Here is a 12,319-nt window from a genome sequence, read left to right as displayed (position 1 = left end):
CATGACTATTCGCTCTCTGGCCATTTTCGCCACACTGGGCCTTGCCGCCTGTACCTCGGCACCGACCCATTACTACACCCTGGTTCCGACCGCGACGGACAGTACTGCGCGCACGAATGCCGCCGCGCCAGCCTTCCAGTTCGAGATGCAGCCGGTGCGCATACCGGTCCAGGTCGACCAGCCGCAAGTGGTGGTGCGCCACGGCAACGGAGCCTTGGCACTGCTCGAAACCGAGCGCTGGAGCGCACCGCTGGCCGACGAATTCCACGACGCCCTGGCCAACCAGATGGAGCTCAAACTGGGTACGCGAGACCTGGCAGGCTTACCCAAGACCTCTGGCCTGCCGATACTCTCGTTGCAAACCGATGTCCGGCGTTTCGACTCGCTTCAGGGGCAATACGCCTTGATCGATGTGGTCTGGAGCATCAGCCTGCGCGGCGATGGCGCAAAGCGCCGTAGCCTGACGTGCAGCAGTGTCATCCGCCAACCGGCCGGCACTCAGGTGCAGGAACTGGTCGTGGCCCATCAGCAGGCCATCGGGCAACTGGCGAGCATTATTGCCGGCACCGCGCGTAGCTGGTCAAAGCAACAGGGGACAGGGTGCCCTTAGGTCTGTTGAATCGCCAGGGCCGGTCAGATTAAGGAAATGAGGTCTCTGTAGGAGCCGAGCTTGCTCGCGATGGACTCAAGGGCGATGCGTTTATTCAGAAAATGCCCGTTATCGTTAACGTCCATCGCGAGCAATCGAGCGTCGACCGGCTGCTCCTACACATCAGGGCAGTGGTCCGGGTTCAGCGCACCAGACACGGTTGTTTGTTGTTGAATTTCCAGTCAGGGATCAGAAACTGCATGGCGACGCTGTCGTCACGCGCGCCCAGCCCCATGCCTTTGTACAGCTCGTGGGCCTTGGCCACTTGGTCCATATCCAGCTCGACACCCAGGCCGGGCTTTTTTGGGACTTGCACGCAGCCGTCGACTATTTGAAGCGGTGCTTTGGTCAATCGCTGGCCGTCCTGCCAGATCCAGTGAGTGTCGATGGCGGTGATTTCACCCGGCGCGGCAGCGGCCACATGGGTGAACATCGCCAATGAGATGTCGAAGTGGTTGTTGGAATGCGAACCCCAGGTCAGCCCCCATTCGTTGCACATCTGCGCCACGCGAACCGAGCCCTGCATGGTCCAGAAGTGCGGGTCGGCCAGCGGGATGTCTACCGATTGCAGCTGGATTGCATGGCCCATTTCGCGCCAGTCGGTGGCGATCATGTTGGTCGCGGTTTTCAAGCCGGTCGCACGCCGGAATTCGGCCATGACTTCGCGCCCGGAAAAACCGTTCTCTGCACCACAGGGGTCTTCTGCGTAAGCCAGCACATGATGCTGATCGCGGCATAGGCGGATGGCTTCTTTGAGCGACCATGCACCATTGGGGTCCAGCGTGATACGCGCGTCGGGGAAGCGCTCGGCCAGGGCGGTGACGGCCTGGATTTCTTCGTCGCCGCTTAACACGCCGCCCTTGAGCTTGAAGTCCTTGAAGCCATAACGGGCGTGAGCCGCTTCGGCCAGACGCACTACGGATTCGGCAGTCATGGCTTGTTCATGGCGCACGCGGAACCAGTCGTTATCCGCATCTGGCTCGCTTCGGTAGGCCAGGTTGGTCTTGTTGCGATCACCAACGTAAAACAGATAACCGAGCATTTTCACTTCATCGCGTTGCTGACCTTCACCCAATAGAGCCGCGACCGGTACGTCCAGGTGTTGACCCAGCAGATCGAGCAGGGCGGCTTCCAGACCGGTAACGGCATGGATGGTGATGCGCAGGTCGAAAGTCTGCAAACCGCGGCCGCCGGAGTCACGCTCGGCAAAGGCCTGGCGCACGTTATTCAAGATTCTCTGGTAAGTGCCAAGGGTGTTGCCGACCACCAGTGCACGGGCGTCTTCGAGGGTCTGGCGGATGCGCTCGCCACCCGGTACTTCGCCGACACCGGTGTGACCGGCATTGTCCTTGAGGATCACGATGTTGCGGGTGAAGAACGGACCGTGGGCACCGCTGAGGTTGAGCAGCATGCCGTCGTGGCCGGCCACCGGGACGATCTGCATGCTGGTAATAACCGGGGCTTTGCCAGCGTCTTGAGCGTTCGAGGTGTTCATTGTGTTGTCCTGTAAGTTCGTATTCGGTTGATCCGGGGCCGTTGCCTGGTCTTTGTCAGCACTGGCGCTCGGCCCCGTCCTTGTCAGGAGTGGCTAGGGGCCGGTTTGCCTATCGCGACGGCGGGTGAGCCTTTAGGCGTGTTGCGGGCGGCGAAGACGATGATCGCGGCTATGATTGATGTCGCGGCCAAGCCGTACAAACCACCCTGGATCGAGCCGGTGCGTTCTTCCAGCAGTCCAAAGGTGGTCGGTGCCACGAAGCCACCGAGATTGCCGACTGAGTTGATCAGTGCGATCACACCTGCGGCGATGCGGGCATCCAGATACGCCTGTGGAATCGGCCAGAACAGCGACGACGCCGACTTGAAACCCAAGGCCGCAAAGCAAATGGCGACGAAGGCGAAGATCGGCCCGCCGGTGGTGGACATGAACATCCCGGCAGCGGCGATCAACAGTGCAGCGGCGACCCAGGCTTGCTGGTGTTTCCAACGGGTCGATAGCGAGGCGAAGGCGTACATGCCGACGATAGACAGTAGCCACGGAATCGAATTGAACAGCCCGACCTGGAGGTCGCTGAGATCGCCCATCTTCTTGATGATGCTCGGCAGCCAGAATGTCGCGGCATAGATGGTCAGCTGGATGAAGAAGTAGATCAGGCAGAACAGCAGGATCTGGCGATCCTTGAGCAGTTTGCCCAAGGTCGGCTTGATCGGTGTTGCGGCTTCACGCGCCAGTTGCTCTGCATCAATGGCATTGACCAGTGCATCCTGTTCAGCGCGGGTCAGCCATTTGGCATCGTGGGGTCTGGAATCAAGCCAGAACCAGACGAAGACACACAGCGCCACTGAAAACAGCCCTTCAATGAAGTACATCCACTGCCAGCCGTGCAGGCCAAAGCCCGTGATTTGCAGCAACAAACCCGATAAAGGTCCGGAGATCAGCGAGGCAATTGCTGAGCCGCTGAGAAAGATGGCGATCGCTTTGCCGCGCTCCACGCCAGGCAACCAGCGGGTGAAGTAGTAGATCACGCCGGGGAAGAAGCCTGCTTCGGCAACGCCCAGGAGAAAACGCAAAATGTAGAAGTGGGTTTCGTTCTGAATGAACGCCATGCAGGTGGCGACAAGCCCCCAGGTCAGCATGATGCGGGTCAGCCAGATGCGGGCGCCGACTTTCTGCAGGAGCATGTTGGAAGGGACTTCGAACAGCGCGTAACCGATGAAGAATAAACCGGCACCGAAACCGTAGGCTGCGGCACCAATGCCAAGATCGTGCTCCATGTACGAACGCACGAAGCCGATATTCACTCGGTCAATGTAGTTAACGATAAACATGATGACGAACAGGGGCAGGACATGACGCTTTACTTTCGAAACCGCCGAAAGCAAAGCCGAATCTGCGCCGTCACTCACCCTGGAATTGGATGTGTTCACAATCTGATCTCCCACTCGTTATTTTTATGCGGGGTACGACTTGATTAGGTGTCAGTAGGGCGTCTACGGGGCAGTATCGAAATCGGTGTCAGGGGAGGAACGTGGACCTTCAGAAAGAATGGCCTTGAGTGCTTGTGGATTCATGGTGAGTTAGCCTGTTTCGCGGTTTTTGTTAGAAGGGGTGCGACTTTAGTTGATAGACATCATACAACTGAGATTTTTCCGTCACAAGACAGGAGAATTAATTTTATCGTTCTAAAATTCCCATTTTTTATGCGTTTAAGCCCACGAAGAACGCTTGATAGCCCTTATTTATAGGTTTTTTAGCGTTATAGGGTTTCGTCGAGGCTGTGATTTTGGTGGTTTCGAGGCGGTGAGCTTCTGAGGGACGATCCAGAAAATTCGAATTACAGGTTTTTTGTTGAGTGTTGTCATACAAGTTAGTGCGGATTTTGAAGCGCCACTTCATGACAAATACGGCACTGAACGCCGCACAAAACAGGCAAGGTGTTACGATTTGATAGCCCAGATTTCCGGATGACCATTATGCAAAACGACACTGGTGCGCCTGCTCCCAAGCGCTCCCACAATCTTGCACATGAATTGGTTGCAGTACTGACCCAGAGCATTTTGCTGGGCCAAATCAAGCCTGGGCAAAAGCTTCCCGCAGAAAACGCGATTGTTCGCGAACAGGGTGTCAGTCGCACGGTAGTGCGCGAGGCCATCTCGAAGTTGCAAGCATCTGGTCTGGTGGAGACTCGTCACGGCATCGGCACGTTTGTTCTTGAACGCTTACCCGAGCAGGGCTTGCGACTGAATGTCGATACAGCCATGAGTGTGCGGAGCATTTTAGAGTTGCGCATGGGCCTCGAAACCCAGGCAGCAGCCTTGGCCGCAAAGCGTCGCAGCCCGAAACAGTTGTCGCAGATGCGCAAAGCATTGGACGACTATCAGCGGTTATTGGCCAATAACGACAGCTGTGTCGAAGCGGACAAACGCTTTCATCTACTCATTGCTGAGGCCACAGGTAATACCTGCTTTACCGAAATCATGCAGCATTTGGGGAGCTCCATGATCCCCAGAACTCGCGTGAACGCCACGGAACGCGGCGGAGTCGACTTGGCCAGGCTTGGACACCTTGCCAATCTTGAGCACGAGGCCATTCTCAATGCCATCAAAAAGCAGGACCCGGACGCCGCTCGAGCGGCGATGTGGATACACCTGACGAACAGTCGTGACAGGTTTTCTGCAGAGTGATCAGGTGACAGTGGGGCGGTGGACCGTCGATGGCCGTCGGTCGGCTTGATCGGATTTTCGTGAACGGGCCTGTCGATATGACGTCAACCGGATCGACTAACCAGCAGATCGAACTGCAATAGACGAAGGAAACTACTCCGAGGTCGATTGCAGCAATTTATGCAATCCAGTCAGGAGATAAGTCATGTCCTATGTTGATGGCTTCATTGCCGCCGTGCCTACCGCCAATCGCGCAATGTTCAAGCAGCATGCTGAATCCGTTGCAGCAATCTTCAAAGAGTACGGTGCATTGAGTGTCACCGAGTGTTGGGGGGACGATGTGCCTGAAGGCAAGGTGACCTCTTTCCCGATGGCGGTGAAACGCAAGGAGGACGAGACCGTGGTCTTTTCGTGGATCATCTGGCCCTCGCGACAAACCCGCGATGCAGGTATGCAGAAGGCCATGGCCGATCCCCGGTTCAAACCGGACGTCAACCCGATGCCTTTCGATGGTCAACGGATGATTTTCGGTGGCTTCGAGATGATCGTGAACGTGTAGACGTCACAACGTGATCTCGTCCCACGCGGGACGTGAGGACGAGATCGAATCACGTGCGGCTCGCACGCTTTATCTTTATACACGTGACCTGTCGAGCCACTCGATCGACGTGCGCCAGATGCAGATACCCAGAAAATAAGCTGACATCGTGAGCCACAGCCCCATCACCACAGGGTTGATGTGGGGATGGTTTACCACCAGTGACAGGCTGCACAGCAGCCAAACGGCCGTCACTGCAATGTTGATCGGCATGAACCGACGCACGCGGAAGGGGTGAAGAAACTTCATCCGGGTCATCGTCAACAGTGCCAATCCGATAATGGTCAGCAGCGTTAGCCAAGGCGTTGGAGCAATGATGTACAGGCACAGGGCGACGACGTTCCACGCTGCGGGGAAGCCCTGAAAGTAGTTGTCCTTGCTCTTCATGTTCACGTTGCAGAAGCAAAAGAGCGACGAGACCAGGATCAGCGAGATGGTCAGCAGCGGTGTGTAGTCCGGCAGCGGGACATAGCGATAGATGAACAGGGCCGGGATAAACACATACGTCAGATAATCGATGACAAGATCGAGGATGGACCCGTCGAAACTCGGCAATACGGTTTGGACATTGACCTTGCGTGCCAGCGCACCGTCCAGTCCATCCACTATCAAAGCGACGCCCAGCCACAGCAGGCAGGCTTTTGGCTGATTCTCGAATAATGCGATGGTTGCCAGGAAGGCGGTGACCACGCCGGTGGCAGTAAAACCATGGGCGCCCCATGCTTTGAGCCTGGCGATGTGTTGAGTCGATATCACGGGGACGTTCTCCAGGAAGTAAGGCAGGCCAGTTGCCACCACCGATGGGCTCACCGGCTAACCTGGCCAGGTTGCATCTATCGACCGGGTATCCGGGGATAAGGTTCACCCGCAAAAAACTTTGGGGCAATCAGGCCACAGCAGCATTGCCACGGACCAACGAAACATTCCTTAACACTAGCTGCTCTGGAGTAGCGCAGTTGGGTGATAATTTCCGCCTCCCAATAAAATATCTTCGACGGACGACCTCAATGCGCCCAAATGGAACGATCCTCGCACAGCTTCTCTTCCTGGGCTGCACGACGTTTTTCGGCACCTTCGCAGCCGCGAGTACAGCGCCAGATATCGACAGCCTCATACACGACGCCGCCCAGTCGGTGATGCAACAGCACAATATTTCGGGGCTGGCTATCGCAGTGACCGCGAATGGCAAACAACAGTTCTACAACTACGGCGTGGCTTCCCGGCAAACCGATCAAAAGGTCACCCGCGATACGTTGTTCGAGATTGGGTCGATCAGCAAGACGTTTACGGCAACCCTCGCCACGTACGCTCAGGCCAGCGGCCGGCTTTCACTCACCGACAATCCCGGTAAGTACCTGCCGCAACTCAAGGGCAGCGAGCTGGACAAGGTGACGCTGATCAATCTGGGGACCCATACAGCAGGAGGCTTTCCCCTCCAGGTTCCTGACAACGTCCAGAACAACGAACAGTTGATGGGCTACTTCAGCGCCTGGCAACCGCAATTCGCTCCCGGCACCCACAGGACTTACGCCAACCCGAGTATCGGGCTCCTTGGCATGATTGCAGCCAAGAGTTTGAACATTCCTTTTGAGGAGGCGATTGAGGCACGGCTCTTCCCCAAACTTGGTATGCGCAATAGCTACATCAATGTGCCGTCGAGCAAGATGTCGCTCTATGCACAGGGCTACAACAAACAGGACGCTCCAGTCAGGGTCAATCCAGGCGTGCTGGCAGCCGAAGCTTACGGGATCAAAACCAGCACCTCAGACTTGATTCACTTCGTCGAAGCGAACCTGTCCCCCATCAAGACAGACGCCATACTCACGCAAGCGATCACCGCGACCCATATAGGCTATTTCAAGTCTGGGCCGATGACCCAGGACCTGATCTGGGAGCAGTACAACTATCCGGTGACGCTGGATACGCTACTGGAAGGCAACTCGGACAAAATGGCCTATGAGAGCACGACGGCCACTGAGCTGATTCCGCCCATGCCTGCGCAGCAAACGGTCTGGATTAACAAGACGGGCTCAACCAACGGTTTTGGAGCGTACGTGGCCTTCATCCCAGCGAAGAAACTCGGCATTGTGATACTGGCCAACAAGAATTATCCCAACGAGTCCCGCGTGCGCCTGGCGCATCAAATCCTGAGCCAGCTGGATTGCTGCTCGGGGGTAAAGAACTGAGGTTGTTCAAGGCCTATAGATCGAAAGTCACCTACGCTTAGTAGGCGCGACACTGGCTGTCGTTTGCCCATCAGCTTGCACGCCGAGGCCAACATGAAAGGCTGCATTCGACGCTTCCCACGACTCGCCATCGGCCAGAGCCTCACGGCCATCATCGTGGCGGTCTGCTTGTCATCTTCCGCTGTTTTTGCCGCCCAGCAGGAAAAAAATCCTCCAGGCGACATTCCTGATTCCCAGGTCTTTGTTACCTATCCATCACCCCTTGGGCTTTCGCTCAAGGTTCCCGAGGGGTGGGCGCGAACCGAGCGTGACGACGGCGCGCGTTTCGCTGACAAGTTCAATGCCGTTGACCTGAGCGTTACTCAGGTGGCTGCCGCGCCCAGCGTGGAGTCGGCCAAGGCCGTCGAGGTGCCGGCGCTGGTCAAGGCCGGAAATAAAGTCGAACCGGGCAAAGTGGATAGCGTCACTCTCAAGGGCGGTCCGGCCATCCGCATTCGCTACAACTCCGATTCAGAACCCAACCCCGTGACCCACCGTCAGTTGCGTTTGGAGCACGAACGCTACCTGTTCTATCACGATGGTCGGCAGGCCGCTCTCGACCTGTGGGCGCCTGTGGGCGCTGACAATGCCGATCAATGGCGGTTGATGGCCAATTCGTTGCGCTGGAACTGAGATGCTGCCTCTCTCGGCGAGCGGGCTCTACCGCTTCTACCATAACGGCGACGTCGAGACAGCGGCACTGAAGGGCGTGTCCCTGCAGATCGCCGCAGGCGAGTTCGTCGCCGTCATGGGGCCTTCCGGTAGCGGCAAGTCCACGTTGCTGGCGTGTCTGGCCGGACTGGACGACCCCGATGGCGGCATCGTCGAAGTGATGGGGCAACGTATCTCAAGGCGCACCGAGCGTGAGCGTGCAGGCTTGCGTGCGCGGCATATCGGCATCCTGATGCAGTCAGGCAATCTCTTCGAACACCTCACCCTGGAGCGCAATCTAAGGTTGCAACTGAAGCTCGCGGGCCTGCGCGAATGGGCCGGAGTTGATGCCATGCTACAGACACTGGGCCTTGCTCAGCGCCTGCAGGCCCGCCCGTCGCAGCTTTCCGGTGGCGAGGTGGCACGCGCCGGGCTGGCGCTGGCGCTGTGCACTCGGCCAGCGCTGCTACTGGCGGACGAACCGACCGCCGAAGTGGATGGACTGACCGAGGCGAACATCCTGGACTATCTGAAAGTACGTTGCCGTGAGGGTTGCTCTATGTTGATCGCAACCCACAGCCGTGCACTCGCCAGCAAAGCCGATCGGCTGCTGCGGCTCGATGATGGATGTTTGGTCAATGGCCTCGCCGCTCGTTGAGGCCGAAGGCCTGGGGCGTAGTTACCTGCAGGCCGGGGAGGCCGTGGTGGCGTTGAGTTCGGCGACTCTGCGCATATGGCCCGGCCAGCGGATAGCGCTGGTCGGCCGTTCCGGCAGCGGTAAATCGACGCTGCTGCATCTGCTCGCCGGGCTCGATGAACCCAGTAGTGGAAGCCTTGCGTGGCCAGCGCTGGGGTCGATTGAGTCGCTGCTACCGGACAAAATTGCCCTGGTATTCCAGGCACCGAGCCTGCTGGACTCACTCAGCGTTGCCGAGAACGTTGCCTTGCCGCTGTTGATGGCCGGACGCGACAGAGATAGCAGTGCCCGCGTTAAATTTGCGCTCAATATGTTTGGCCTGCTCTCGCTGGCTGACAAACTGCCGCAGACACTGTCCGGCGGGCAGATGCAGTGTGTCGCGATGGCCCGAGCCATCGTTGGAGAGCCGAAACTGATTCTCGCCGACGAGCCCACCGGGCAGCTCGACCAGGTCAGCGGCCAGGCCCTGCTCGACGCACTGTTCAGGCACCTGGAGGGTAGCGACTGTGCGTTGCTGATTGCCACTCACGACCCGGTCATCGCCGCGAGGATGGAGATCCACTGGCAAATGGAGCATGGCCTGCTAAGTGTCAGTGAACGATTCGCAGGCTCGGTATGATCTGGATCTGGCTCGGCGGCCTGGTCCGCGCACGCCGAGGACGACTCGCTGGCAGTATGGCCGGCGTCGCTCTCACCGTGGCGCTGTTGACGCTGCTGGGTGTTTTTCTCACCCAGAGTGGTGCCAGCATGACCGCCCGGGCGGTCAGGGAAATCCCGGTGGACTGGCAAGTGCAACGGGTGCCGGGGGAGGAGCTTGCGGGTATTTCCATGGAAGTCGCCAAGGCCGCACGCGTCAGCCGTCAGCAAACGGTCGGGTATGCCAGTGTGGAGGGCTTCCAGGCGCAGACGGGGGGAACGGTACAAACCACCGGTGCCGGTAAAGTATTGGGACTGGGAGCCGACTATGCTCGGGACTTTCCGGGACAGATCCGGCTGCTGGTCGGTACCGACGACGGCGTACTCATCGCCCAGCAAACCGCGGCCAACCTGCATGTAGCGCCCGGCGACCTGCTGACCATCCAAAGGCCTGGGCTGACAGCCGCCGAGGTACGAGTGAGCGGGGTGGTTGACCTGCCCACCGCCGACTCTTTGTTCCAGGCCATCGGTGTACCGCCCGGTGCTGCCCCTCAGGCACCACCGGACAATGTGCTGTTGCTGCCGTTGCCACTCTGGCATTCGTTGTTCGATCCGCAAGCGTACGTCAGGCCGGACTCGGTCCGCCTGCAATTACATATCGCACTCGAACGTAGCCAACTGCCGGATTCCCCTGAAACAGCCTTCATTTTCAGCCAGGGTGCGGCCCGCAATCTGGAGGCGCGTATCGCCGGGCGCGGGGTGCTCGCCGACAATCTGGCGGCGCGACTCGACGCGGTGCGCGGTGATGCCCTCTATGCCCGCGTCCTGTTTCTTTTCCTTGGCGTGCCGGGTTGTCTGCTGGCGGTGTTCCTCACCCTCGCCGTAGCGGCTTCCGGCAGCGAGCGGCGTCGGCACGAACAGGCCCTGCTGCGTATACGCGGTGCCGTGTCTGCCGACATTCTCTGGCTGGCTGCTGCCGAGGCCGCGATGATCGGGCTCGGCGGTCTTTTCGTGGGGGTGGCATTGGCCGCGTTGTGGGCACCGCTGCTGTTGACGGGAGGGCTATTTCAGGCCGCCAGTGTTTCCTGGCTTGGCATCGCCACCTTGATCGGCCTGCTATTGGCACAGGCGGCCATCCTGCTGCCCGCCTGGCATGACCTGCGGCAGGTGACCGTCAAGCAGGCACGCATGAGTAACGAGCAAGGGCCTCCACGGATTTGGCAACGTATCGGTCTGGACTTCATCTGTCTGGCACTGTCAGGTGCGGTGTTCTGGCGCACCTCGAGCAGCGGCTACCAATTGGTGCTGGCGCCGGAGGGCGTGCCGACAGCCCAGATCGACTACCAGGCATTCGTCGCGCCATTGTTGTTTTGGCTGGGGATGGGGTTGCTGATTCTGCGGCTCTGCGGGCTCGCCCTGAAACATGGCCGTCGACCGCTGGCCCGTCTGCTGCGCACACTGGCTGGGCCGCTGGCGGATCTGGTGGCGGCATCCATCAGCCAGCAGCGCCGGCGTGTGACCCAGGGCATTGCCTTGGCGGCGCTGGGCTTTGCCTTTGCCACCTCAACGGCAATCTTCAATACCACTTACAACGCTCAGGCGCGGGTCGACGCCGAGTTGACCAACGGGGCCGACGTCACCGTCACCGGTACCGCACAGAGCCCTGCATCCAGTCGTTTGCACGAGCTGGCGCGGTTGCCAGATGTAAAGGCCGCGCAGCCGATGCAGCACCGCTACGCCTATGTCGGCAACGATCTGCAGGATCTTTACGGTATTGATCCCCAGCATATCGGTGAGGCAACGCGACTGGCCGACGCTTACTTTCAAGGTGCAAGTGCCGAGGCGTCACTCGATCTGCTGGGAAAAACGCCGGACGGCGTGCTGGTCTCCGAAGAAACGGCACAGGATTTCCAGTTGCAGCTCGGCGATGAACTGAACCTGCGACTGCAGAGCGACGCCGACCATCAGTACCACAGCGTACGCTTCCACTTTATCGGCCTGGTCCGGGAGTTCCCGACGGCGCCCCATGACTCCTTTCTGGTCGCCAATGCGGCCTATGTGAGCCAACAGACAGGCGCGCTGGGGGCTGAAATCGTTCTGCTGCGTAGCGATGCAGCGGATCTCACGGGGCTGGCCAAGGCTGCTCGGCAGGTGGTCGCCGACCTGCCGGGGAGCAAGGTCAGTGACCTCGGCGAGGCACGCCGATTGATTGCTTCCGGCCTGACGGCCATCGATCTTCGCGGACTTGCGCAGTTGGAGTTGAGCTTTGCGCTGCTGATGGTCGCCGCCGCCAGCGGGTTGATGCTGGCCCTCGGACTGGCTGAACGGCGCCGCACGTTCGCCATTCTATCGGCGTTGGGCGCCAAGCCACGCCAGCTCGGCGCCTTCATCTGGAGTGAGGCACTGCTGCAGTTTGTCGCTGGCACCAGCTTGGGTGTGCTCACCGGCTTCGGCTTGGCCTGGATGCTCGTCAGACTACTGACTGGCGTGTTCGATCCGCCTCCGCAGAGCCTGGAGATCCCTTGGCTCTATCTGGGCGCGCTGATTTCCCTGGCCCTGATGTCTATTGTCATCGCCGTGTTGGGGGCGTTGCGCGATACGCGGGTTCCTGCGGTGCAGCGCATGCGCGAACTGTAGGGCTTCAAATTAGTGTGCGCTCAACCCGGTTTCCCTCTCTATAGGCCCGCACGAATGCGGGCCAG

At 59.1% G+C, this 12,319-nt stretch carries 11 protein-coding genes; 8 read left to right on the top strand and 3 right to left on the bottom strand.

The genetic code is table 11. The features are described from left to right. Window position 1 precedes the first annotated feature (1 nt). On the top strand, window positions 2-610 hold the full coding sequence (locus tag ACN1C3_RS05600) for a PqiC family protein (protein ID WP_419114799.1): 609 nt from the start codon (window positions 2-4) through the stop codon (window positions 608-610). Between the two features lie 181 nt (window positions 611-791). Here ACN1C3_RS05600 and gudD read toward each other — a convergent pair whose 3' ends face one another. Next, a complete protein-coding gene (gene gudD / locus ACN1C3_RS05595) occupies window positions 792-2,144 on the bottom strand; it encodes a glucarate dehydratase (RefSeq protein WP_419114798.1) in 1,353 nt (450 codons plus the stop codon). Window positions 2,145-2,227: 83 nt separating this feature from the next. After that, on the bottom strand, window positions 2,228-3,574 hold the full coding sequence (locus tag ACN1C3_RS05590) for an MFS transporter (RefSeq protein WP_419114797.1): 1,347 nt from the start codon (window positions 3,572-3,574) through the stop codon (window positions 2,228-2,230). Between the two features lie 546 nt (window positions 3,575-4,120). Between ACN1C3_RS05590 and ACN1C3_RS05585 the strand changes: the two genes are divergently transcribed. Both ACN1C3_RS05585 and ACN1C3_RS05580 read left to right on the top strand, forming a co-directional pair. Next, window positions 4,121-4,831, top strand: coding sequence for a FadR/GntR family transcriptional regulator (locus ACN1C3_RS05585; RefSeq protein ID WP_419114796.1), 711 nt, complete (start codon window positions 4,121-4,123; stop codon window positions 4,829-4,831). Between the two features lie 184 nt (window positions 4,832-5,015). Then, window positions 5,016-5,369: a DUF1428 domain-containing protein gene (locus tag ACN1C3_RS05580; RefSeq protein WP_419114795.1), complete on the top strand. Its 354-nt coding sequence runs from the start codon at window positions 5,016-5,018 to the stop codon at window positions 5,367-5,369. Between the two features lie 75 nt (window positions 5,370-5,444). Here ACN1C3_RS05580 and pcsA read toward each other — a convergent pair whose 3' ends face one another. Further along, a complete protein-coding gene (pcsA, locus tag ACN1C3_RS05575) occupies window positions 5,445-6,164 on the bottom strand; it encodes a phosphatidylcholine synthase (protein WP_419114916.1) in 720 nt (239 codons plus the stop codon). A gap of 251 nt (window positions 6,165-6,415) precedes the next feature. On the opposite strand from pcsA, the gene ampC reads away from it, so the two are divergent. From ampC to ACN1C3_RS05550, 5 genes are all read left to right on the top strand, one after another. Next, window positions 6,416-7,594, top strand: a complete 1,179-nt coding sequence (gene ampC, locus ACN1C3_RS05570; RefSeq protein ID WP_419114914.1) for a class C beta-lactamase — start codon at window positions 6,416-6,418, stop codon at window positions 7,592-7,594. A gap of 93 nt (window positions 7,595-7,687) precedes the next feature. Then, window positions 7,688-8,266: a hypothetical protein gene (locus ACN1C3_RS05565; RefSeq protein ID WP_419114794.1), complete on the top strand. Its 579-nt coding sequence runs from the start codon at window positions 7,688-7,690 to the stop codon at window positions 8,264-8,266. A 1-nt stretch (window position 8,267) separates the two neighbouring features. Beyond that, window positions 8,268-8,942: an ABC transporter ATP-binding protein gene (locus tag ACN1C3_RS05560; protein WP_419114793.1), complete on the top strand. Its 675-nt coding sequence runs from the start codon at window positions 8,268-8,270 to the stop codon at window positions 8,940-8,942. Then, on the top strand, window positions 8,923-9,600 hold the full coding sequence (locus tag ACN1C3_RS05555) for an ABC transporter ATP-binding protein (protein WP_419114792.1): 678 nt from the start codon (window positions 8,923-8,925) through the stop codon (window positions 9,598-9,600). The genes ACN1C3_RS05560 and ACN1C3_RS05555 overlap by 20 nt, the downstream gene beginning before the upstream one ends. Then, window positions 9,597-12,254 carry an FtsX-like permease family protein gene (locus ACN1C3_RS05550; RefSeq protein WP_419114791.1) on the top strand — a complete coding sequence of 886 codons (2,658 nt, stop codon included), beginning with the start codon at window positions 9,597-9,599 and terminating at the stop codon, window positions 12,252-12,254. Before ACN1C3_RS05555 ends, ACN1C3_RS05550 begins: the two co-directional genes overlap by 4 nt. The last annotated feature ends 65 nt before the right edge of the window (window positions 12,255-12,319 follow it).

This window comes from Pseudomonas sp. H11T01, assembly GCF_048515765.1.
Classification (GTDB): Bacteria; Pseudomonadota; Gammaproteobacteria; order Pseudomonadales; family Pseudomonadaceae; genus Aquipseudomonas.
Note: the sequence above shows the minus strand (reverse complement) of the source record. Positions and strands in the feature narration are given on the sequence as shown.

Bases quoted from the DNA above. Each gene is read 5' to 3' on its own strand.
- ACN1C3_RS05555 (WP_419114792.1), top strand. From the start codon at position 8,923: ATGGCCTCGCCGCTCGTTGAGGCCGAAGGCCTGGGGCGTAGTTACCTG.
- ACN1C3_RS05585 (WP_419114796.1), top strand. From the start codon at position 4,121: ATGCAAAACGACACTGGTGCGCCTGCTCCCAAGCGCTCCCACAATCTT.
- ACN1C3_RS05580 (WP_419114795.1), top strand. From the start codon at position 5,016: ATGTCCTATGTTGATGGCTTCATTGCCGCCGTGCCTACCGCCAATCGC.
- ACN1C3_RS05600 (WP_419114799.1), top strand. From the start codon at position 2: ATGACTATTCGCTCTCTGGCCATTTTCGCCACACTGGGCCTTGCCGCC.
- ACN1C3_RS05550 (WP_419114791.1), top strand. From the start codon at position 9,597: ATGATCTGGATCTGGCTCGGCGGCCTGGTCCGCGCACGCCGAGGACGA.
- gudD (WP_419114798.1), bottom strand. From the start codon at position 2,144: ATGAACACCTCGAACGCTCAAGACGCTGGCAAAGCCCCGGTTATTACC.
- ampC (WP_419114914.1), top strand. From the start codon at position 6,416: ATGCGCCCAAATGGAACGATCCTCGCACAGCTTCTCTTCCTGGGCTGC.
- ACN1C3_RS05560 (WP_419114793.1), top strand. From the start codon at position 8,268: ATGCTGCCTCTCTCGGCGAGCGGGCTCTACCGCTTCTACCATAACGGC.
- ACN1C3_RS05565 (WP_419114794.1), top strand. From the start codon at position 7,688: ATGAAAGGCTGCATTCGACGCTTCCCACGACTCGCCATCGGCCAGAGC.